At 74.9% G+C, this 19345-nt stretch carries 21 protein-coding genes; 9 read left to right on the forward strand and 12 right to left on the reverse strand.

Features of this window, described 5'->3' with window-relative positions; genetic code table 11:
• Positions 1 to 124: 124 nt before the first annotated feature.
• Together ACFW1I_RS29090 and ACFW1I_RS29095 are read right to left on the reverse strand one after the other, a co-directional pair.
• Positions 125 to 568: an RrF2 family transcriptional regulator gene (locus ACFW1I_RS29090; protein ID WP_384675448.1), complete on the reverse strand. Its 444-nt coding sequence runs from the start codon at positions 566 to 568 to the stop codon at positions 125 to 127.
• Positions 569 to 668: 100 nt separating this feature from the next.
• Positions 669 to 1076: an SHOCT domain-containing protein gene (locus ACFW1I_RS29095; RefSeq protein WP_384675450.1), complete on the reverse strand. Its 408-nt coding sequence runs from the start codon at positions 1074 to 1076 to the stop codon at positions 669 to 671.
• Between the two features lie 189 nt (positions 1077 to 1265).
• On the opposite strand from ACFW1I_RS29095, the gene ACFW1I_RS29100 reads away from it, so the two are divergent.
• The gene (locus ACFW1I_RS29100; RefSeq protein ID WP_384675452.1) at positions 1266 to 1703 is read left to right on the forward strand and encodes a DUF6325 family protein; all 438 of its coding nucleotides are present in this window, start codon (positions 1266 to 1268) and stop codon (positions 1701 to 1703) included.
• Positions 1704 to 1713: 10 nt separating this feature from the next.
• Positions 1714 to 2067 (forward strand): SHOCT domain-containing protein, encoded by a 354-nt coding sequence (locus ACFW1I_RS29105; protein WP_384675454.1) that lies wholly within the window; start codon positions 1714 to 1716, stop codon positions 2065 to 2067.
• 40 nt (positions 2068 to 2107) lie between these two features.
• Here the strand turns inward: ACFW1I_RS29105 and ACFW1I_RS29110 are convergent, their stop codons facing one another.
• Positions 2108 to 2566, reverse strand: coding sequence for a peroxiredoxin (locus tag ACFW1I_RS29110; RefSeq protein WP_384675456.1), 459 nt, complete (start codon positions 2564 to 2566; stop codon positions 2108 to 2110).
• Positions 2567 to 2652: 86 nt separating this feature from the next.
• Entirely contained in the window at positions 2653 to 3252 is a 600-nt protein-coding gene (locus ACFW1I_RS29115) for a PadR family transcriptional regulator (protein ID WP_384675458.1), read from the reverse strand.
• 165 nt (positions 3253 to 3417) lie between these two features.
• Here ACFW1I_RS29115 and ACFW1I_RS29120 point away from each other — a divergent pair, with 165 nt between their 5' ends.
• Together ACFW1I_RS29120 and ACFW1I_RS29125 are read left to right on the forward strand one after the other, a co-directional pair.
• Positions 3418 to 3906 (forward strand): SRPBCC family protein, encoded by a 489-nt coding sequence (locus ACFW1I_RS29120; RefSeq protein ID WP_384675460.1) that lies wholly within the window; start codon positions 3418 to 3420, stop codon positions 3904 to 3906.
• 146 nt (positions 3907 to 4052) lie between these two features.
• A complete protein-coding gene (locus ACFW1I_RS29125; protein ID WP_384675462.1) occupies positions 4053 to 5387 on the forward strand; it encodes an Ig-like domain-containing protein in 1335 nt (444 codons plus the stop codon).
• Between the two features lie 7 nt (positions 5388 to 5394).
• Here ACFW1I_RS29125 and ACFW1I_RS29130 read toward each other — a convergent pair whose 3' ends face one another.
• Complete coding sequence (locus tag ACFW1I_RS29130) at positions 5395 to 6810, reverse strand: threonine/serine exporter ThrE family protein (protein WP_384675464.1); 1416 nt, start codon at positions 6808 to 6810, stop codon at positions 5395 to 5397.
• A 108-nt stretch (positions 6811 to 6918) separates the two neighbouring features.
• Here ACFW1I_RS29130 and ACFW1I_RS29135 point away from each other — a divergent pair, with 108 nt between their 5' ends.
• On the forward strand, positions 6919 to 7434 hold the full coding sequence (locus tag ACFW1I_RS29135; protein ID WP_384675466.1) for a tetratricopeptide repeat protein: 516 nt from the start codon (positions 6919 to 6921) through the stop codon (positions 7432 to 7434).
• A 54-nt stretch (positions 7435 to 7488) separates the two neighbouring features.
• Here ACFW1I_RS29135 and ACFW1I_RS29140 read toward each other — a convergent pair whose 3' ends face one another.
• The 4 genes from ACFW1I_RS29140 to ACFW1I_RS29155 all read right to left on the reverse strand — a co-directional run bounded on the left by ACFW1I_RS29140 (position 7489) and on the right by ACFW1I_RS29155 (position 10488).
• Entirely contained in the window at positions 7489 to 7809 is a 321-nt protein-coding gene (locus tag ACFW1I_RS29140; RefSeq protein WP_384675468.1) for a cupin, read from the reverse strand.
• A gap of 53 nt (positions 7810 to 7862) precedes the next feature.
• Positions 7863 to 9233: a M20 family metallopeptidase gene (locus ACFW1I_RS29145; protein WP_384675470.1), complete on the reverse strand. Its 1371-nt coding sequence runs from the start codon at positions 9231 to 9233 to the stop codon at positions 7863 to 7865.
• A gap of 44 nt (positions 9234 to 9277) precedes the next feature.
• A complete protein-coding gene (locus ACFW1I_RS29150; RefSeq protein ID WP_384675472.1) occupies positions 9278 to 9805 on the reverse strand; it encodes a hemerythrin domain-containing protein in 528 nt (175 codons plus the stop codon).
• 98 nt (positions 9806 to 9903) lie between these two features.
• Positions 9904 to 10488 (reverse strand): TMEM165/GDT1 family protein, encoded by a 585-nt coding sequence (locus ACFW1I_RS29155; RefSeq protein ID WP_384675474.1) that lies wholly within the window; start codon positions 10486 to 10488, stop codon positions 9904 to 9906.
• 318 nt (positions 10489 to 10806) lie between these two features.
• Here ACFW1I_RS29155 and ACFW1I_RS29160 point away from each other — a divergent pair, with 318 nt between their 5' ends.
• The 4 genes from ACFW1I_RS29160 (at position 10807) to ACFW1I_RS29175 (ending at position 16129) form a co-directional block, all read left to right on the forward strand.
• The gene (locus ACFW1I_RS29160; protein WP_384675476.1) at positions 10807 to 11505 is read left to right on the forward strand and encodes a TetR/AcrR family transcriptional regulator; all 699 of its coding nucleotides are present in this window, start codon (positions 10807 to 10809) and stop codon (positions 11503 to 11505) included.
• On the forward strand, positions 11502 to 12929 hold the full coding sequence (locus ACFW1I_RS29165; RefSeq protein ID WP_384675478.1) for an MFS transporter: 1428 nt from the start codon (positions 11502 to 11504) through the stop codon (positions 12927 to 12929). The genes ACFW1I_RS29160 and ACFW1I_RS29165 overlap by 4 nt, the downstream gene beginning before the upstream one ends.
• Before the next feature lies 1 nt (position 12930).
• A complete protein-coding gene (locus tag ACFW1I_RS29170) occupies positions 12931 to 14082 on the forward strand; it encodes a PP2C family protein-serine/threonine phosphatase (RefSeq protein ID WP_384675480.1) in 1152 nt (383 codons plus the stop codon).
• 166 nt (positions 14083 to 14248) lie between these two features.
• Entirely contained in the window at positions 14249 to 16129 is a 1881-nt protein-coding gene (locus ACFW1I_RS29175) for a CocE/NonD family hydrolase C-terminal non-catalytic domain-containing protein (RefSeq protein WP_384675482.1), read from the forward strand.
• Positions 16130 to 16286: 157 nt separating this feature from the next.
• Here ACFW1I_RS29175 and ACFW1I_RS29180 read toward each other — a convergent pair whose 3' ends face one another.
• The 3 genes from ACFW1I_RS29180 to ACFW1I_RS29190 all read right to left on the reverse strand — a co-directional run bounded on the left by ACFW1I_RS29180 (position 16287) and on the right by ACFW1I_RS29190 (position 19263).
• The gene (locus ACFW1I_RS29180; protein ID WP_384675484.1) at positions 16287 to 16874 is read right to left on the reverse strand and encodes a nucleosidase; all 588 of its coding nucleotides are present in this window, start codon (positions 16872 to 16874) and stop codon (positions 16287 to 16289) included.
• A gap of 125 nt (positions 16875 to 16999) precedes the next feature.
• Complete coding sequence (locus tag ACFW1I_RS29185) at positions 17000 to 18397, reverse strand: VWA domain-containing protein (RefSeq protein ID WP_384675486.1); 1398 nt, start codon at positions 18395 to 18397, stop codon at positions 17000 to 17002.
• Entirely contained in the window at positions 18394 to 19263 is an 870-nt protein-coding gene (locus tag ACFW1I_RS29190) for an AAA family ATPase (RefSeq protein WP_384675488.1), read from the reverse strand. The genes ACFW1I_RS29185 and ACFW1I_RS29190 overlap by 4 nt, the downstream gene beginning before the upstream one ends.
• Between the last annotated feature and the right edge of the window lie 82 nt (positions 19264 to 19345).

The following is a 19345-nucleotide window of genomic DNA, read 5'->3' on the forward strand; positions in this document are numbered from 1 at the left end:
GGGGCGACGCGGTGCTCGGCATGGCCCACACCAAACACAAATAAAACTCGGCAAGTACATTGGCTATTTTACAGCTGGGGGTGGCCCCGGCGCCCCCCCCCCCCCCGGGGTGGCGGGTGCCGGGTCACGAAGGCGGGCGCGGGGTGAGGGAGAGCAGCACCGGACCGGTCGGCGATCCCACGAGATCGGCGACCGTCAGCGGGTCGAGCGTGCGGTAGAAGGCGTCCTGCGCCTCCCGCAGCGCGCCGCGCAGCCGGCAGGCCGCCCGCAGCGGGCACGGCGGATCGGCCTCGCAGCCGACGACCTCCTCCTCGCCCTCCAGCGTCCTGGTCAGCCAGCCCACCGAGGAGCGCCGGCCGAAGTCGGTGAGGGCGAGCCCGCCCCCGCGCCCGCGCCGGGCCTCCACCACGCCGAGGTGCCGGAGTCGCGTGACCACCTTCGCCATGTGGGCGTGCGGCACGGCCATCTCCTCCGCCACCGCGCGCGTGGTGACGGGCTCCTCGTCGTCGGCGACCGCCAGGCGCATCACGGCGCGCAGGGCCAGGTCGGTGAACTTGGTCAACCTCACGGAAGGACCGTATCAAAGCGGTATCCCGGACTCGCATTAAGGGTGCGAAGTCCGGGATACGGGGTCCGCCTCGGCCGGGCGGGGTGGAGCGGGGCCGGGATCAGGCGAGGACCTTGGCCTTCGCCTGCTGGAACTCCTCCTCGGAGATCGCGCCCTTGTCCTTCAGGTCCGCGAGCCGCGCCAGCTCGTCCGTGGCGCTCGGGGTGCCGCTCGCGGCGGCCTGGGTGCCGGCGGTCTGCCGGATGTACTCCTGGAAGCGGGCCTCCGCGTCCTTCGCCTGCTTCGCGTCACGCGCGCCCATGCCCTTGCCGCGGGCGATCACGTAGACCAGCACGCCGAGGTAGGGGAGCAGGATGCAGAAGATCAGCCAGCCCGCCTTGCCCCAGCCGCCCAGTTCGTGGTCCCGGAAGATGTCCGTGATGACCTTGAAGAGCAGGAAGAGCCACATGATCCAGAGGAAGAACCACAGCATCGTCCAGAAGACGTTCAGGAGGGGGTAGTCGTCCATTCCTGCACACTCCGATCCGTCGCCCGGCCGGGAGGGCCGCGCGTTGGAGCGAGTCTCACCCGTCCGGCCCGCGCCCGCATGTCGTGGCCGTCCGTCCGGGCTCCGCGTGCGGGCCGCCCGGCGCCGTGTTCGGATGGGAACCCCCGTGCGCGGACGGTGATCCGCGGGGACGACGAGGAGCGGAGTGCCATGGGACCGGTGGAATGTGTCGTGCTCGCCTTTCCGGGGGAGCGGCTGAAGGTGGCGGCCGTCGCCGCGATCGCGGAACTCCGCAAGGAGGGACAGGTCCGCCTGATCGACTCGCTGGTGGTCGTCAGGGCGCCGAGCGGGGAGGTCTCGACCTCCGAGCTGGTCGAGTACGACGAGTTCGACGAGGCCACGGCGGAGATCGGCCCCGAGGCCAATCTCCTCGGCCCCGAGGACGCGGCCGAGGTCGCCCAGTCGCTGGAACCGGGCTCCTGCGCGCTGATGCTGCTGGTCGAACACATCTGGGCCGCGCGGGCGGCCGAGGCGATCCGGGAGGCGGGCGGCCGCGTGGCGGCCCGCGTGTCCATCCCCGACGCCCATGTGGAAGAGGCGCGGACCGCCTACCGGGAGGCGGTCGCCGAGGCCGCCGGAAGGAGCTGACCGGATGTTCATGCGACGCCGTCCCCTCGCCCGCCCGGTGATCCGGCCGGCCGGCGCCCCGCTGCTGCGCGGCGCCCTCGTCGGCGGAGCCGCGTACGCCGCGGGCCGCAGCGCGGCCCGGGCCTCCCGCCGCGAGCAGGACCAGGAACAGGCCATCGCCGACCTCCAGGCCCAGCAGGTCCAGCCGCCGGCGCCGCCCGCCGCGCCGCCGGCACCCTCGCAGGCCGCACCGGCGGCCCAGCCCGGCGCTCAGGACCCCGGCGGGCTCACCGAACAGCTGGCCAGGCTCGGCGCGCTCGCCCAGCAGGGACTGCTCACCCCCGAGGAGTTCGCCGCGGCGAAGGCCAAGCTGCTCGGCGTCTGATCCGGACGGCGCCGAGCGCCCGGCCCGGGGCCGGGGCGCCTCAGGACGCGCGCAGCGCCGCGAGCGCGGCCAGCGCGCGGTCCGCGTGGGCGCTCATCCGCAGCTCGCTGCGGACGACCTCGCGGACCCGCCGGTCCTCCCCGATGACGAAGGTGACCCGCTTCGTCGGGGCGAGCGAGAAGCCGCGCCGCACGCCGAAGCGCTCGCGCACGGCGCCGTCGGGGTCCGAGAGCAGCGGGTAACCCAGCGAATGCCGCTCGGTGAACTCCCGCTGCTTCTCCACGACGTCCCCGCTGACGCCCACGGGCAGCGCGCCCGCCGCGCGGAACTCGGCCGCCAGGTCCCGGAAGTGGCACGCCTCGGCGGTGCAGCCGGGCGTCATCGCCGCCGGGTAGAAGAAGAGGACGACCGGCCCCTCGGCGAGCAGCCCGGAGAGGGAGCGCGGGGTCCCGGTCTCGTCCGGAAGGGTGAAGTCCTCGACGAGATCTCCGACGTTCATGCGGTCCGCCCCTTCGTCGGGCGCCCCGGCCCCCGGGATCCGCCCTGCCGCGCCCGCCGGCCTGCCCGGCGGGCTACCCGAAAGTTCTACCGCAGGGTAGGCGCCGCCGTCACCCCGCCGCCGCCCCGGCCGGCCGCGATCCGCGCGTCCAGGACCGCGAGCACCCGCTCGCCCCACCGGAGGTTCTCCTCCTCCAGCAACCGGCCGCGCATCAGCGTCAGATACGGCCCGACGCGCTCGGAGTCGCGCAGATACGTCTCCTCGTCCCGGTCGCCGAGCAGCCACAGCCGCAGCCGGTCGTACCGGGCGAGCTTGTCCCGCGAGACGTCCATCCGCTGCGCCACGAAACCCCGCACGGCCTCCGTGTCACCGCCGTCGCACGCCTGCACCTGCACCATCAGCTCGTCGCGGACCGCGGTCGGCCGCGGCGCCACGGAGGTGAAGGAGTCGAGGTCCCGGCGCCCCTCCGGGGTGAGGCTGAACATCCGCTTGTTGGGGCGGCGTTCCTGCTCGACGACCCGGGCGGTGATGAGACCCGCCTCCGACAGCCGGTCGAGCTCGCGGTAGAGCTGCTGGGGGGTGGCGGCCCAGAAATTGGCGACGGACACGTCGAAGATCTTGGCGAGGTCGTATCCGGATGCCTCGCCCTCCAGAAGAGCTGCGAGGACGGCGTGCTTGAGCGACATCCGGACACGCTAGCAGTCCGTTGAATAGTTTCCTCCGCACCTATTCAACGGCCGCAGGGCGGTGCTCCGCACGGTCCTGCCTGGCACCCGGCCCGGGGCCTGCCTAGGCTGGATCACCAGACACCACGGGGGAGACGACCGGGGGCCGGAGGAGCGAGCAGCGCCATGGACACCGACGCGTACGTCTACACCAGCTACATCAGGACGTCCCCGGACGACCTCTGGAAGGCGCTGACGGAGCCGGAACTGACCCGGCGCTACTGGGGCGTGGCCTTCGAGACGGAGTGGACCCCCGGCGCGGGGATGACCTGGGACGAGGGCGACCGGCGGACCGCCGACCCCGAGCAGGTGGTCGTCGAGGCCGTGCCCGGCCGCCGTCTCGCGTACACCTGGCACACCTTCACCCCCGAATGGGCGAAGGCGGTCCGCCTGGACGACGAGGTGTACGCGCTCCTGTCCCGCGAGCGGCGGTCCACCGTCACCTTCGACCTCGAACCCTCCGGCGACGACACGGTCAAGCTGACCGTCACCCACGGCGGCCTGGAACCGGACGGCATCATGCGGGGGCTCATCGGGGAGGGCTGGCCCGCGATCGTCTCCAGCCTGAAGTCGCTCCTGGAGACCGGCGAGGAGCTTCCGGAACCGCCCCGCTGACCCATTCGAGTCGTCTCCCGGGCCTCTCGCCCGCCACGCCCGCGCACGTGATCATCCTTTTCTCCTCTCGTCGGTTCTGATGATCCGGTCGGCGCCCGTCCGCCGGCCCGCCGACCCGTCAGCGACGAAAGGGGAGGGCGTCCGACGTGCCGTCACGCCGATACGTACAGGGATGGGGAGCGCTCTCCCTCGCCGTCGGGGCCGTACTCGTCACCACCGCCGCGGGCCAGGCCCCGCCGGACGGCCGCACCGGCGCCCCGGCCGCCCCGGAGCCCGCCGTCGTCACGGTCGGCGCCTGTCCCGGCGACGGCGGCCTCTGCCGGGTGCCCCGCACCACGCTGGCCCTGGACGACCGCGCCGCCGTCACCCTCCCGGCCGTCGCCACCGGCCCCGTCGACCTCGCCCTGCGCAGCCCGGGACGGCTCGCCGACGTGACCGTCACCGACCGCCGCGGACGCCGGATCGCCGGGCACACCGACACCGGCGGCACCCGCTGGACCAGCGAGGTCGCGCTGCCCGCCGGAGGCGCGTACACCGCCCGTCTCGTCCTGGAGGAGACCGGCCCGGCCGGTCTCCGGCGCCGGGTCGTCCGGCTCGCCGTCCGCACCGGGAAGGCGCCCGCCGGGGAACGGCTGACCGTCGCGTTCGGTCCCGGCGACGGCGGTGGAGCCCGAACGTACGGGGTCGGACAGCCGGTCACCGCGGAGCTCAGCCACCCCGTCCCGGCCGACTCCCCGGCCGCCCGCCGGGTCGTCGAACGGGCCCTGGAGGTGCGCAGCGAGCCGCGCGCCGTCGGAGCCTGGCACTGGGTGGACGCCGACACCCTGCACTACCGGCCGCGCGCCTACTGGCCGGCCGGCGCCACCGTCCGGGTCCGCTCCGCCCTCGCCGGAGCCCGCGTCACCGACCGCCTGTACGGCGGCCCCTCACGGCCCCTCACCTTCTCCACCGGCGCTCGGGTGGAGGCCGTCACCGACGTCGCCGCCCACGAGATGCGGGTCTACCGGGACGGCCGGCTGCTCCGCGTCATCCCCGTCACCACCGGCAAGCCCGGCTTCCGCACCCGGGCCGGCACCAAGGTCGTCCTCGGCAAGGAGCCGACGGTCCGGATGCGCGGCGACTCCATCGGCATCGCCCGCGGCAGCCGCGAGTTCTACGACCTGAAGGTCCGCTGGGCCACCCGGGTGACCTGGAGCGGCGAGTACCTGCACGCCGCCCCCTGGTCGCTGGACGCGCAGGGCAGCGCCGACGTGAGCCACGGCTGCACCGGCATGTCCACCGAGGCGGCCCGCTGGTTCTTCCGCACGGTCCGCGAGGGCGACCTGGTCCGGGTCGTCAACGGATACGGGGAGACGATGGACCCGTTCGGCAACGGCTACGGCGACTGGAACCTCGACTGGCCCGCGTGGCTGCGCGGCAGCGCCTTCGGCCCCGGTGCCGGCGGGGCAGCCGCCGGAAGCCCGCTGCGGCCCGCCCTCTGACGGCGGCTCAGCCGCCCGCGCCCGGCCCCGCGCCGTCCGCGGCACCGGCACGGCGGTCCTCCGGTCCGGGCGCGGGGGTGCTCGGTGCCGGTTCGCCGAGCAGCAGCCGGGGCCGGCGCTGGAGTCCGGCGCCGACGAGCACGCCGAGGGCGATGGCGGCGACCGTGATCACCGTGCCGACCAGACTGTTCAGACCGGTGTCGGTGTCCTTCTCCACGATGATCTCCGAGATGCTGGTGAGCCCGATCGCGCCGGGGACCAGGAGCCAGAAACAGGGCAGGAAGACCACCTGGTCGGGGGTGCGGGAGCGCTTCTCGACCCAGGTCGCCATCGGCGGCAGCACCGCCCCGGCGGCGAACGCGCCGAAGGTCGCCCCGGCCAGCTCCGAGGCGGTCGACTGCACCAGCCGCTCGACGAGGAGCGCGCCCAGCAGCCAGCCCGTCACCCGGGGCGGCGCCGAGAAGTACAGCAGGAAGCCGAAGCCGAGCAGCAGCACCCCGATCCAGGGCGCCCACCCGCCGAGCGGCTCCGCGGCCCTGCCGCCCGACGGACGGGGATCGAGCAGTTCGGAGCCGACCAGGATGCCCAGTGAGAGCAGCAGCAGGACGCTGACCGCGCCGGCCAGCCGGGAGATCCCGGACAGCGCCGCCCCGGTGGCCAGCTCGATGGCGCCGAGGGTGAGCGCCGCACCGGGCAGGAAGGCGATGAGGGGCGGGATGTACAGGACGGCGGGGTTCTCGTGGAGCAGGGGGCCGGCCCAGCGCAGCGCGGCGGTGGTGACCAGGATGGCGGTGACCACCGGCAGGGCGGTACGGGCCGCGGGCAGCCGGTCGCCGAACAGGCGCAGCACCCCGACTCCGGCGCCGAGCGCCGCGTACCCGGCGATGGCGGGCCAGGTCGCGTGCCGCATGGTGCCGAGGCCGACCGTCAGCAGCACATAGCCGAAGACCGTGGCGGCCGGGCTGAACCGCTCGGGACGCTCCCGGTTCTGCCGCAGCGCCCGGCGCACCTCGTCGAACGGCACCTCCTCCGCGAGCATCCGGGTGACCAGCGCCTGGAGCGACTCCACCTGGTCGAGCCGCAGGTCGGGCCCCTCGACCGGGGCGAAGTCGAGTTCGCCGCCACGGCCGTCGGGCCCGCCGCCGACCCGGACGAAGAGCCCGGTGGGGACGACGAAACAGCGGGCCCGGGTGCCGTAGCGGACGGCGATGTCGTGCAGGGTCCGCTCGACCTCCGAGGTGCGCTCGGCGGCCCGCAGGAGGTCGGAGCCCAGCTCGCAGAGGAGCGCGGCCAGGTCCCGGAGCCGTTCCCGGCCGGCCGTCTCGTCCTCCGGCAGCGTGACCGTTCCGGTGCGCCGCCGGGGCCGCAGCGCTGCCGCCCGCCGCGCGAGACCACGCACATCCAATCGGGACAAAAGGCGCATTCATGAACGTTAACAGTGGGGTGCGCGGACGGACGGGTGCGCGCGACGGAGCGTCAGGCGCGGTGCCCCACCCCGCGGTACGCCCTCGCCTGCTGCGATCATGACGGGATGAACGACACCGCCCCCACCCCCGGCGAGCGCGACCGGCTGCTGTCCGAGGCCGTCGCCCTGCGCGCCGGAGGAAGCAGGGAGGAGGCCCGCGAACGGCTCACCGCCCTCGCCGCCCGCCTCCCCGGCGACGCCGAGGTCGCCTACCAGACCGCCTGGGCGCACGACGTCCTGGGCCTGGAGGCCGAGGCGGTGCCGTACTACGAGTCCGCGCTGGCCGGCACCGGCCTCACCGCCGACGACCGGCGCGGCGCCCTGCTCGGCCTCGGCAGCACCTACCGGACCCTCGGTCGGTACGAGGACGCCGTCGCGCTGCTCGAACGGGCCGCGGCGGAGTTCCCGGAGGACGGCGCCCTGCGCACCTTCCTCGCCATGGCCCTCTACAACACCGGCCGCCACCACGACTCCGTACGGCTGCTCCTGACCCTCCTCGCCGCCACCAGCGAGGACCCGTCGGTGCGGGAGTACCGCGAGGCCATCGCGCACTACGCACGGGACCTCGACGCGACGGAGTGACGGCTTCCCGTCGGCGTCGCCGGTGGCGGTGGCCGGTCGATCGGCGGGCGGCGGTCAGTCGTTGACGGCGGTCAGCAGCACCACGGAGTCGTCCACGGCGGTCAGGCCGTGCCGCTCCTTGGGGATCATCCGCAGCGCTCCCGCGGCCAGTTCGTCCGCCCAGCCGTGCGTGGTCAGCCGCACCCGGCCGGTGAGCACCTGGAGGCTGGCCGCCGGGGGAGCGTTGTGCTCGTCCAGGGCCGTTCCGGCCTTCAGCGCGATCACGGTCTGGCGCAGCACTCCGTCGTGGAGGACCAGATGGGCGCTGCGCCCGTGCGGGGCGGTGCGGGCGGCGGCCAGGTGCTCGTCGGCGAGGGCGGTGAGGTCCAGGTTCATACCCCCAGCCTCCCGGCTGCGCGCGCGGGCGCAACTCGGGCCGCCGGTCCGGCTCACCCGGCGGGCAGCAGCGCCCCCGTGAGGTGGTCGTACGCCACGTGCGCGTGGAGCCGGACACCGGTGACGAGGGTGTCGTCGTCGGCGTAGAAGTGCGGATTGTGGTTGGTGACGAGACCGCGCCCGCCCTCCTCCGGCACCGGCAGCCCGTTCGCGCCGAGCGTGGCGTCCTGGACGCCGAGCGTCACGTACAGCCCGCCGAAGCGCGCGATGAACTCGGAGACGTCGTCGTAGCCGAGGGTCGCCCCGGTCTCGGTGACCCGCTCCTCGCCCACGACCCGCCGGAAGGTCGGCAGCGCCGCCGTCACCCACGGCTCGGCGTTGTGCACCGGCGGCACCGGCTGGAGGTACTCCACCTCGGCCGTGGCCCCGTACGCCGCCGCCGAGTGCTCGGCGAGCCGCCGGAGCCGTTCCCGCACCTCGGGCATGTCGGACTCCACTGCGCAGCGGACGGTGCCCCAGAGCGTCACCGTCTGGCCGATGATGTTGAACCGGCCGACGTCCTCGACGTGCCCGATGGTGACGGTGACCGGGTCGAAGGCCGACACCTGGCGGTACAGCTGCCCGATCCCGGTGAGCACCGCCCCGGCGGCCGGCATCGGGTCGACGCCCTGCCACGGGGTGGAGCCGTGCACCTGCTTGCCGCCGATGGTGATCCGGACCAGCACGGAGGCCCCGTACTGGTTCCCCACCCGGTAGCCCACGTACCCCTTCGGGTAGGGCGTCACGTGCATCCCGAACGCCATCGTCGGCACCGGGTCGGCGAAGGCGCCCGCCTCGACCATGGCGAGCGCGCCGCCGGTCTCGGTCACCGGGGGACCCTCCTCGGCCGGCTGGAAGACGAGGACGACGGTGCCCGGCAGCCGGTCGCGCACCCCGGCGAGGACCGTCGCGGCCCCCATGAGCATCGCCGTGTGGCAGTCGTGACCGCAGGCGTGCGAGACGGGGAACGGGCCGCCGGGGTAGTCCGCGTCCACCACCCGCGAGGCGAAGTCCTCCCCGCACAGGTCCTGCACCGGCAGCGCGTCGGTGTCCGCGCGCAGGGCGGCGACCCGTCCGGCGCCCCCGGCGGCCGTGCCCCGGAGCACGCCGACCACGCCGTGTCCGGCGATCCCCGTGCGGACCTCGTCGAGCCCCAGGGCGCGCAGATGGCCGGCGACCAGCCGGGCCGTGCCCTCCTCACGGTTGGACAGCTCGGGGTGCCGGTGGAGGTGCCGCCGCCAGGCGATCACCTGGGCGGCGGACTTCTCGGCCAGCCGGTCGAGCTCGGCGTGGACGGGGTCGATCGGGACGGGATCGATCGGGACGGGGTTGGCGTGGCCGGGGGCGGTCGGGACGGGGTCGGCGTGGACGGGATCGTGCGTCATGGGCTTCCCTCCGGGTCGGTGTCCGCGGCTGTGTCCCGTGCGGGTCAGCCGCCGGTGAGGTCGCGCAGCGCGAAGTCGTCGGAGAGCGGGACGGCCAGCCCGTTCAGCGCCGCGACCAGCTTCTTCTCCTCGTACGTGAAGTGCGACTCGACCAGCGCGATCAGCCCGTCCAGCTCGCCGCTCACCCGCCGGGCCTCGTCCGGGGCCGGCTCCCCGGCCGGGCCGGCCGGCAGCTCGTCGAGCAGGGTCTGGAGGCGGACCAGGATCTCCTCCACCTGCACGTGGTCGTGCGCCAGTTCGTCGAGGACCGGGCGCAGCTCGGGATGGGCCGCGGCCAGTGCCGGGAAGACGCCGCCGTCCTCGGCGGTGTGGTGGCGGGTGAGCGCGGAGCAGAAGGCGAGGCAGTGCGCCCGCAGCTCGCGGGGGCGCTCGCCGGCGCCGGACAGATAGGCGTCGAGGCCGCCGCGGAGCCGGGTGAGCTCCTCGCGGAGCCAGAGGTGGACGTCGACGAGCTGGTTGCCGAACGCCGCGAGGCGGTCGGCGGGTTGGGAGGAGGCGGAGACGGTGGCCATGGCCGCATGATCGCACCGGTACGCGCCGGGGGCTACGGCTCCGGGGCCGTACCCGGGAGGTGCGGGTACGGCCCCGGAGGGGGGAGCGGCCGGGCGGGTCAGCCGGTGAAGACCTCGACGAGGGACCAGATCGCGAGGCCCGCCATGCACACGCCGCCGACGCGCTGGACGGTCTGGAGCGGGACGCGCTTGGCGATGAAACGGCCGGCGACCAGGGCCAGCGCGGAGACCGAGGTGAGCGCGAGGAAGGAGCCGATCGCGGTCGACGCGGTGCCGTTGGTGGCGGCGAGGTTGGCGGTGGTGATCTGGGTCAGGTCGCCCCACTCGCTGATGAAGACGGCCATGAACGCGGTGGAGAAGACCGGCCAGAAGCCGGTGACCGTCTTGCCGGCCGCGTCCTCCTCGTCGTCGTCGCCCCCGGCACGCAGCAGGACGAAGGCGCCGAAGCCGAACATCAGCGCGGAGACGAGTTTGACGATCCAGCCGGGGAGCAGCCCGAGGAGGCTGCCGGCGCCGACGGCGATGGCGACGTGCACCGCGAAGGCCGCGGAGGTGCCGAACCACACGTACAGGGGACGCATGCGCGTGCCCATGGCGAGCGACGCGAACATCGTCTTGTCGGGAAGCTCGGCGAGGAAGATGAGCCCGAAGGCGGTGACGATCGCCAAGGGGTCGAGGTGCATACCGGCGGCTCTCTGCTCGGTCCGGGCCCGTGGCTCCGCACGGCACCTCGGTGGGCGACGGGAGGACCACTCGGCCCGGCATGACGGACCACGCCCACGGAGCTGTGGACGTGGTGATGCCTGGCCGAAGGTCTCGCCCGTCCGCGTCTGTGCGCGGACCCGGTCACCGGGAACCCGGGGGTTCCAGTGTGTCGACGACCGGTTCGCAGGGCTACTCCCCTTCGCTGTCCACCAGTGTAACCGATGGGCCCCGAGGTCCGTAGACACCGTCTATGCATTGAGGTAGACAGTGTCTATGAGTGTTGGTAGACAGTGTCCATGTCTCACCCTGCACCTCAGGATCAGCCTGACGCTCCGGTCGACGGTGACGGCCAGGGCCACACCGACGGCGGTAGCGACACGAACGCCGACGGCGGCACCGGCAGCGCACCCGACCGCGGCGGGCTGCGCGAACGGCTCGTCAGGACCGGCGTCGCCCTCGTCGACGCCGAGGGCGCCCAGGCCCTCACCCTCCGCGAGATCGCCCGCCGCGCCGGCGTCTCCCACGGCGCGCCCCGCCGCTGGTTCCCGACCCACCTCGACCTGCTCTCGGCAATCGCCCGCGAGGGCTTCGCCGAACTCGCCGCCCGCGTCGCCGAGGCCGACCGCGCGGACGCCGGGCCCCGGGCGCGGGCCGAGATCCTCGCCCGCGTCTACCTCGCGTACGCCGCGGAGCGCCCCGGCATGTACGAGCTGATGTTCCGCCACGACCTGCTGGAGAGCGGCCGCCTGGGGCTGCGGGAGACGAGCCTGCCGCTCTTCGCCCGGCTCACCGCCGTCGTCGCCGAACTCCGCCCCGCCACCGTCACCGGCGTCGATCCCGTCACCGCCGCCGGCGCGCTCTGGGCGAACCTCCACGGCCTCGCCCAGCTCCGCCAGTGGGGCAGCCTCGCCCTGGCCACCGGATCCGACGACCCCGCACCCCTCGTCCGCGCCACCCTCGACGCCCACCTCGGCCCCGCGGATGCCACGCGATGAGCACCACCGCCCGCGCCCGGACCCTCGCCTGCAGTGTCACCGGGGCCGCCGTCGTCGCCCTCGACGGCACCGTCCTGACGCTCGCCCAGCCCGCCCTCCAGCGCGACCTGCACGCCGGTGTCGCCCAGGTCCAGTGGACCAGCACCGGCTACCTCGTCGCCGTCGCGAGCCTCCTCGTCCTCGCCGGGCGGCTCGGCGACCGCCACGGCCACCACCGCGTCTTCGCCGTCGGCTCCCTCGGCTTCGCCGCCGCCTCGGCCGCGATCGCGCTCGCCCCCGGCATCGGCGCCGTCGTCCTCCTCCGGATCCTCCAGGGCGCCTGCGGGGCGCTGCTCCAGCCCGCCACCCTCGGCATGCTCCGCACCGCCTACCCGCCGGACCGGCTCACCACCCCCATCGCCGTCCGCACCGGCGCCATCGGGCTCGCCGCCGCGGCCGGCCCGCTGCTCGGCGGCGCCCTGGTGTCCGCGTACGGCTGGCGCTCCGTCTTCCTCCTCGGCGTGCCCCCGACGCTCGCCGTCGGCCTCCTGGCCCTCACCGTCCGCGCACCCCGCCGACCGGACCCCGTACGCGCGCGTGCGGGCGGCGACCCCCTCGGCGCCCTGCTGCTCGCCGGCGCGCTCGGCCTCCTGGTCCACGGACTCGTCACCCTCCCGCACCCCGGCGCGGGCGGGCGGGCCGCCGCCGTCCTCGCCGGGTCGGCGGCCGTCGCCCTCGCCCTCGTCCGCCACGAGCGGCGCGCCCCGCACCCGCTGCTGCCACCCGCGCTGCTGGTGGGCCGTCCGGTGGCCGCCGGGCTCGGCGCGCTGCTCGCCGCCTCCGCGGCCCTCTCCGGCACCCTCTTCGTGACCACGTACTTCCTCCAGGACGTCCAGGGCCTGGACCCGCTGACCGCCGGCCTCCGCTTCCTCCCGCTCGCCGTCCTGATGGTGCTCGGCGCCGTCCTCTGCCCGCCGCTCCAGCGCCGACTCGGCCCCCGGGGCACCGCCCTCACCGGCGGCCTGCTGCTCACCACCGGCGTCCTGGTGCTGGCCCGGCTCGACACGGACGCCGGAGCCATGGCAACCGGCACGGGCGCGGCGCTGCTCGGCGCCGGCTTCGTCACCCTGATGGTCACCGCGACCGCCGCGATCGTCCGCCACGCGCCCGAGGCGCACGCCGGGGTCGCCGGCGGGCTCCAGCAGACCGCGATGAACACCGGACCCGCCCTCGGCGTGGCCCTCGCCGCCCTGCTCCTCGTCCTCGTCCCCGGCGGCGGCCACGTCCCCGCGCGCGGCGCCGCGCTCCCGGCCCTCGCACTCGTCGCGGCCCTCACCCTGCCGGCCGCCATCGCTCTCCCCGGAGGGGGATCCCGGAGCCGGGAGGACGGGACACGCCAGCCCGCCGAACGCCGGTCCCGCCGCCCGTTCTGCGTACGATCATGAAATGCACGCAGCCGGCCCCCGGCCCCGGCCCCGACCCGCGACCGCGAAACGGACCCAGTTCCACCTCGGTCGCGCCCTGCCCGTCCTGGTCATGGTCCTCGTCGTCGTCGCGGACCTGGTCACGCCCGACTCCGAGCGCGTCGACCGGCTCCTGTTCACCGTCCCCGCGCTCGCGGCCGCCACCTGGAGCGTGTACGGCACCATCGGCATGGGTCTGCTCGCCATGCTGCTGCGGGCGATGCTCGTCCTGCTCCGGGGCGAGCCCGTCGCGGGCGAACTGTTCGCCAGCGAGCTCCTCATCCTCGGCATCACCACCGTCGCCGCCTGGGTCAGCGCGGTCCGCACCCGCTACGAGCGGGACCTCGCCGAGGTCACGGCGGTCGCCGACGTCGTCCAGCGGGTCGTGCTCCGCCCGCTCCCGCCCCGCCTCGGCCCCGTCGAACTCCACCTGCTGTACGTCGCCGCCGCGGCCAAGGCGCGGATCGGCGGCGACTTCTACGAGGCCGTGCGGATCCCCGGAGCCGTACGGATCATGCTCGGCGACGTCCAGGGCAAGGGCCTCGGCGCCGTCGAGACCGCCTCCGTCCTCCTCGGCGCCTTCCGCTCCACCGCCTACGACGCCCCCGACCTCGCCGCCCTCGCCGACCGGCTCGACGAGGGCCTGGCCCGCTACGCCGCCTGGGACCCCGACTCGGACGCCGCCGAGCGCTTCGCCACCGTCGTCCTCGTCGAGCTCCCCGACGGCGGCGACACCGGCCGCCTCCTCAACTGCGGCCACCCCCCACCCCTCCTCCAGCGCGGCTCCCGCATCACCACCATCGAGGTCGCCGACCCCTCGCTGCCCCTCAACCTCGCCGGCCTCGCCGACTCCCGCCACCACGTGGAGGAGTTCCCCTTCGGCCCCGGGGACCGGCTGCTCCTCTACACCGACGGCGTCAGCGAGGCCCGCGACCGCGACGGCGTCTTCTACCCGCTGGAGGAGCGCGCCCGCCGGTGGTCCGACGCCCCCTCCGACCAGGTCCCCGAACTGCTCCACAAGGACCTCGCCGCCTACGGCGCCGGCGGACCGGACGACGACGTCGCCGCCCTGCTGATCGCCCGCACCGAAGCGGTCGCGCCACCGCCGAGCCCCGCTGACCGCGTCCGGAACTGATCCGTCCGCTCCCAAACGTCGAGTTCGAGGCGGCCTGGGTCGTTCCCGCCCCGTTGCGTGATCCGTGCGCCCTTCGTGCGCTCTGGCCGCTCCCTTCCCGATACGTGAGGCTTGCGTGCGTCCGCACGACGGACGGTCACACTCCAGTCGAGAGGAACGGGTGCACGTGCCCCAGCCCAACGCCACCACCGACGGCTCGTCCGAGGAGTTCCCGGGATTCCCCGGGCTCAGGACCACCCTCACCGAGGCCGAGACGGAACGGGTCGCGGCCGACGGCCTCTGGGCCTCCGGCGGCACCGTCCACCCCGAGGCCGTCCGGTTCGGCCAGACCGTCGTCACCGCCCTCCTCGCCGACGGGCCGCCGCCGCCCGGACAGCTCCCCGCCGCGCTCGCCGAGCGGATCGACCGGGTGCGCGGCCTCGCCCTGCCGGGCTATCACCGCGTCGAGACCACCGACAGCCACCGCCTCTCCGCCTTCAGCCTCCGGCAGCTCGCCCCCGGCCCGCACCCCCTCGTCGTCGTCCCCTCCGGCTGGACCCCCTTCGGCTGGGGCCTCTTCCCCGGCGCCTACATCGCCCTCGCCCTGCGCGGCTACCACGTCCTCGCCTACACCCCGCGCGGCCTCGGCATCCCCGGCCTCCCCACCACCTCCGAGGGGTACGTCGACGTGGCCGGCCCGCACGACGTCGCCGACGGCTCGACCCTCGTCGACTTCGGCGTCGAACGCTTCGCGCCCGCCGCCATCGGCTTCCTGGGCGAGTCCTACGGCTCCGGCATCAGCCAGCTCGTCGCCGCCCACGACGAACGTGTCGGCGCCGTCGTCGCCCTCAGCACCTGGGGCGACCTCGCCACCAGCCTGTACGAGAACAGGACCCGCCACCTCGCCGCCGTGAAGGCCCTCATCGGCTTCACCGGCGGACCCGTGGAGGAGAAGTTCGACGAGGAGAACCGGCGGATCCTGGACGACTTCCTGAACGACCGGAACCTCGACGACGTCGTCCGCTGGGGCGAGCGGCGCTCACCGCGGACGTACACCGACCTCACCGACGACCACGGCACCCCCACCTTCTACTCGAACACCTGGCACGAGAGCCTCTTCGCGGTCAACGAGGCCGTCGACACCTTCGACCGGCTCCGCGTCCCCAAGCGGCTCAACCTCTGGATCGGCGACCACGCCGCCCCCGAGGTCGCCGGCCTGCTCGGCACCTCGCCCGGCGCGCCCGACCCGGTGCTGGACGAGGCGTACGCCTGGCTCGACCACCACCTGAAGGGCGAGCGCAACGGCGTGGAGGAGTGGGACGAGGTCTGCGGCCAGGTGATGTTCACCTACGTCACCGAGCCCGCCCTCGACCCGGCCACCGGCCGACCCACCGGCGCCCGGCGGATCGTCGAACCCGCCGTCCGCGAGTCCCGCCCCACCTGGCAGGACGTCACCGTCGGTCACGAGGTCCTCGGCCTCACCGGCGACGGCGCCGGGGGCACCGACGGCCGGCTCGTCCCGGCGGGCACCGACGCGGAGACCACCGGCTGGCGCCGCACCTTCCTCGCCGGCGTCGACACCGAGGCCACCGCGATGGGCGAACTGCTCCGCACCGGCCAGGCCGAGTGGAAGGGCGACCCCAAGATCTACGACACCCACAAGATCGACCGGCGGCACGCCCTCGCCTGGACCACCGAACCCCTCGTCCCGGCCGACGGCGGCCCCGTCGGCCGCCGGGTCCGCGGCATCCCTCGGCTGCGCCTCACCGTCCGCTCCACCGTCACCGCGGCCGGCCTCATCGCCCACCTCTTCGACGTGGCGGAGGACGGCACGGCGCGCATCATCACCCACGAGCCGCTGAACGCCTACGACCTGACGGCCGACCGGGACACCACCGTCACCTGGAACCTCCAGGCCGCCGCGTACGACATCCCCGCCGGGCACCGCCTGATGCTCGTCGTCGACAGCAAGGACCCGCTCTACGGGGACGCCTCCGTCACCTGGACGCAGACCGAACTGGGCTCGCCGCCCGGGACCGCGTCCTTCCTGGAACTGCCCCTCGGCTGAGCCCGGGCCCCACCGCACGGGGGCAGCGCGGGCGGGACGGCGGCGAGCAGGCGGCCGAGGCCCCCGGTCCGGTGCGGTGGGCCGGTCCGGTGCGGTGCGCCGGTCAGCCGTCGTGCGCCGGTCAGCAGCGGTGCACCGGTCAGCAGCGGTGCACCGGTCAGCCGTGGTACGCCGGGATGTGGGCCGCCGCCCAGTCGGCCAGCTCGCGGGAGCAGGCGGCGACCGAGTCGCGCCAGGTGCGGTCGGCGCCGTCGCCGGCCTCGTCGCTCACGTGCTTCACGATCCGCAGCGGCACCCCGGCCCGCTCCGCGGCGACGGCCAGGGCGTAGCCCTCCATGTCGACCAGCGGCGCCCGCTCGGCGAGCCGGGCCCGGGCGGCCTCGTCGGAGATGAACGCGTCCCCGGTGGCCAGGACCACGTCACCGCCGTCGGGGAGCGCGATCGGCGCCCCGTACGTCTCGCCGGTCAGCGTCGCCAGCAGCTCGCCGTCCAGGTCGTGCTGGAGGACCGTGCCGACGACGTGCGTGCCCGTCCACTCGGGGCGCAGCGCGCCGGCGGTGCCGAGGTTGACGACGCCCGTGGGACGCGGGCCGCGGCCCAGGACAGCGGCGAGCGCGGTCGCCGCGTTCACCTTGCCCATCCCGGTGAGCAGCACGGGCAGGGAGGTGTCGAAGAACTGCGCCTCCTCCTTGACGGCGAGGACGAGCAGCGGACGGTCGGGGGTGATGTCTCCCAGGAGTTCCATGGACCCCACGCTAGTTCGCCCGCCTCGGGACCGTACAGCCAGGACCGGCGGGAGCGGGGGAGCGGGGGAGCGGGCGGCGGCGGGGCGACCGGGGCGCGGGGCGCGGGCGCGCCGATGCCGCGCGGTCAGACCGGGAGCAGGCGGCCGACGAGTTCGCCGAGCTGGCGGGCGTTGCGGCAGGGCCGCATGTCGACCAGCTCCGCGTACAGCGGGGCCACCGAGTCGCCCGTGCCCCACAGTGCCGGCTGCTCCGGGTTGAGCCAGTGCACCCTGCGGGCGCGCTCCGCGATGATCCGCAGGGATTCCGTGCGGGGGTCGGCCTGGTTGGTGCGGGCGTCGCCGAGGACGAAGACGACGGTGCGGGGGCCGAGCGCGTCCGCGTACCGCTCGACGAACTCGTCCAGCGCCGTCCCGTAGTCGCTCTGGCCGTGCCAGCCGGTCAGCCGGGCCTCCGCGAGGATCCGCTCGCCGAGCCCCGCCGGGTCCGCCGCACCCCGGGCGAGGAGGCCGGTGACCTCGTCGACCCGGTTGACGAAGGCGAAGACCCGGACCCGGCTGAACTGGTCGTGCAGGGCCTGCACCAGCAGCATCGTGAACTGCGCGAAACCGGCCACAGACCCGGAGACGTCGCACAGCAGCACCAGCTCCGGGCGGCCGGGACGCCGCCGGCGCAGCACCGGCCGCACCGGCACGCCGCCGGTGGACAGCGAGCCCCGGAGGGTCCTGCGCAGATCGATCTCGCCGCGCGAGGCCCGGCGCCTGCGGGCCGCGAGCCGGGTGGCCAGCTTGCGCGCCAGCGGCCGCACCGTACGGCGCAGCTCGTCCAGCTGCTCGCGGCCGGCCAGCAGGAAGTCCACCCGGTCCGCCGTCCCGGCCACGGCCCGCCGGGCCACCCGGTCACGGCCCTGCCGGTCGGCGACCCGGCGCCGCGCCTCGGTCCGCACCCGCTCGCGGAAGCCGTCGATCGCCCGCCGGATCTCGTCGTCGAGGAGCCGGTCGGCGAACTCCGGCTCCCGGCCGGATTCCGTGCGCGCGGCGCGCACCCGGGCGAGCAGGGTCTCGGGGCGGAGCCGGGAGAGGGTCTGGTACGAGGACCAGCCGTCGGTCCCGGGGCCGGAGCCGTAGCCGCCGAACCCGGCGACCGCCTCGGCCGCCAGCCGGTCCAGGAGGACGGTGTCGCCGGCGGCGAGCGCCTCCGCGATCCGCGCCCGCAGCCCGGCGACGTCGGCGGCGTCGCCGGCCTCTTCCTCGTGCTGCCCGGGTGCGGTGACCAGCGCGGGGAAGTACAGGTCGAAGACCCGGTCGAAGACGGGGCGCTGCCGCTCGCCGTGCAGCAGGGTCGCGGCGAGCGCCTCCCGCATCCGCTCCCGGTCGGCGAATCCGACCGCTTCGAGCGCGAGCCCGGCGTCGACGGTCTCGCCGGTGCCGATGCCGAAACCGTGGTCGCGCAGCGCCGCCACCAGGCCGGTCAGCCGCGCGACGGGCCCCTCGGCGGCCGCCGAGGTGGTGCCGTCGCCGGTCACACCGCGTCCAGGTCGAGCTTGGCCCCGGCCCGCACGATGTCGTCCTGGTGCTTGAGCAGGACGCCCAGGGTCTCCCGGACCACCCGCTCGTCCAACCGCTCCGCCCCGAGCGCGAGCAGCGTCCGCGCCCAGTCGATCGTCTCCGAGACCGAGGGCACCTTCCGCAGGTCCATGGCGCGCAGCGCGCCCACGGTCCGGACCACCGAGGCGGCGAGGGCCGCGTCGAGGCCGGGGACCTTGAGCGTGACGATCCGGCGCTCCAGTTCCTCCTCGGGGAAGCCGATGTGCAGGAAGAGGCAGCGCCGCCGCAGCGCCTCGGACAGCTCGCGGCTGGCGTTGGAGGTGAGGACGGTGAAGGGGCGCCGGGCGGCGGTGATCGTCCCCAGCTCGGGCACGGTGACCTGGAAGTCGCCGAGCACCTCCAGGAGCAGGCCCTCCACCTCGACGTCGGCCTTGTCGGTCTCGTCCACGAGCAGCACCGTCGGCTCCTCGGACCGGATCGCGGTCAGCAGCGGCCGGGGGAGCAGGAACTCCTCGCTGAAGATGTCGGTGCGGGTCTCGTCCCAGGACTCGCCGCGCCCGGCCGTGATCCGCAGCAGCTGCTTGGCGTGGTTCCACTCGTACAGCGCCCGGGACTCGTCGACGCCCTCGTAGCACTGGAGCCGGACGAGCCGGGCGCCGGTCGCCTCCGTGACGGCCTTGGCCAGCTGCGTCTTGCCGACGCCCGCCGGTCCCTCGACCAGGAGCGGCTTGCCCAGCCGGTCGGCGAGGAAGACCGTGGTGGCGATGGCGGGGGAGGCCAGGTATCCGGTCGCGGCGAGCCGTTCGGCGACCTCGTCGACGGAGCCGAAGAACCCGTTCGTCATGGCAGTCCCCCCAGGGAGCGAAGTGTCGTACCGGCCGGTAGCCTCTGGTCGTACTTGATCAGATCCCGCATCGCCGCACAAC

The sequence above is a fragment of the Streptomyces sp. NPDC058955 genome (assembly GCF_042741435.1).
Lineage (GTDB): Bacteria > Actinomycetota > Actinomycetes > Streptomycetales > Streptomycetaceae > Streptomyces.

Coding starts and splice junctions, on each gene's coding strand:
- ACFW1I_RS29095 (WP_384675450.1), bottom strand. CDS start 1,076: ATGGACGACTACCCCCTCCTGAACGTCTTCTGGACGATGCTGTGGTTC.
- ACFW1I_RS29100 (WP_384675452.1), top strand. CDS start 1,266: ATGGGACCGGTGGAATGTGTCGTGCTCGCCTTTCCGGGGGAGCGGCTG.
- ACFW1I_RS29105 (WP_384675454.1), top strand. CDS start 1,714: ATGCGACGCCGTCCCCTCGCCCGCCCGGTGATCCGGCCGGCCGGCGCC.
- ACFW1I_RS29110 (WP_384675456.1), bottom strand. CDS start 2,566: ATGAACGTCGGAGATCTCGTCGAGGACTTCACCCTTCCGGACGAGACC.
- ACFW1I_RS29115 (WP_384675458.1), bottom strand. CDS start 3,252: ATGTCGCTCAAGCACGCCGTCCTCGCAGCTCTTCTGGAGGGCGAGGCA.
- ACFW1I_RS29120 (WP_384675460.1), top strand. CDS start 3,418: ATGGACACCGACGCGTACGTCTACACCAGCTACATCAGGACGTCCCCG.
- ACFW1I_RS29130 (WP_384675464.1), bottom strand. CDS start 6,810: ATGCGCCTTTTGTCCCGATTGGATGTGCGTGGTCTCGCGCGGCGGGCG.
- ACFW1I_RS29135 (WP_384675466.1), top strand. CDS start 6,919: ATGAACGACACCGCCCCCACCCCCGGCGAGCGCGACCGGCTGCTGTCC.
- ACFW1I_RS29140 (WP_384675468.1), bottom strand. CDS start 7,809: ATGAACCTGGACCTCACCGCCCTCGCCGACGAGCACCTGGCCGCCGCC.
- ACFW1I_RS29145 (WP_384675470.1), bottom strand. CDS start 9,233: ATGACGCACGATCCCGTCCACGCCGACCCCGTCCCGACCGCCCCCGGC.
- ACFW1I_RS29150 (WP_384675472.1), bottom strand. CDS start 9,805: ATGGCCACCGTCTCCGCCTCCTCCCAACCCGCCGACCGCCTCGCGGCG.
- ACFW1I_RS29155 (WP_384675474.1), bottom strand. CDS start 10,488: ATGCACCTCGACCCCTTGGCGATCGTCACCGCCTTCGGGCTCATCTTC.
- ACFW1I_RS29160 (WP_384675476.1), top strand. CDS start 10,807: ATGTCTCACCCTGCACCTCAGGATCAGCCTGACGCTCCGGTCGACGGT.
- ACFW1I_RS29165 (WP_384675478.1), top strand. CDS start 11,502: ATGAGCACCACCGCCCGCGCCCGGACCCTCGCCTGCAGTGTCACCGGG.
- ACFW1I_RS29170 (WP_384675480.1), top strand. CDS start 12,931: ATGCACGCAGCCGGCCCCCGGCCCCGGCCCCGACCCGCGACCGCGAAA.
- ACFW1I_RS29180 (WP_384675484.1), bottom strand. CDS start 16,874: ATGGAACTCCTGGGAGACATCACCCCCGACCGTCCGCTGCTCGTCCTC.
- ACFW1I_RS29190 (WP_384675488.1), bottom strand. CDS start 19,263: ATGACGAACGGGTTCTTCGGCTCCGTCGACGAGGTCGCCGAACGGCTC.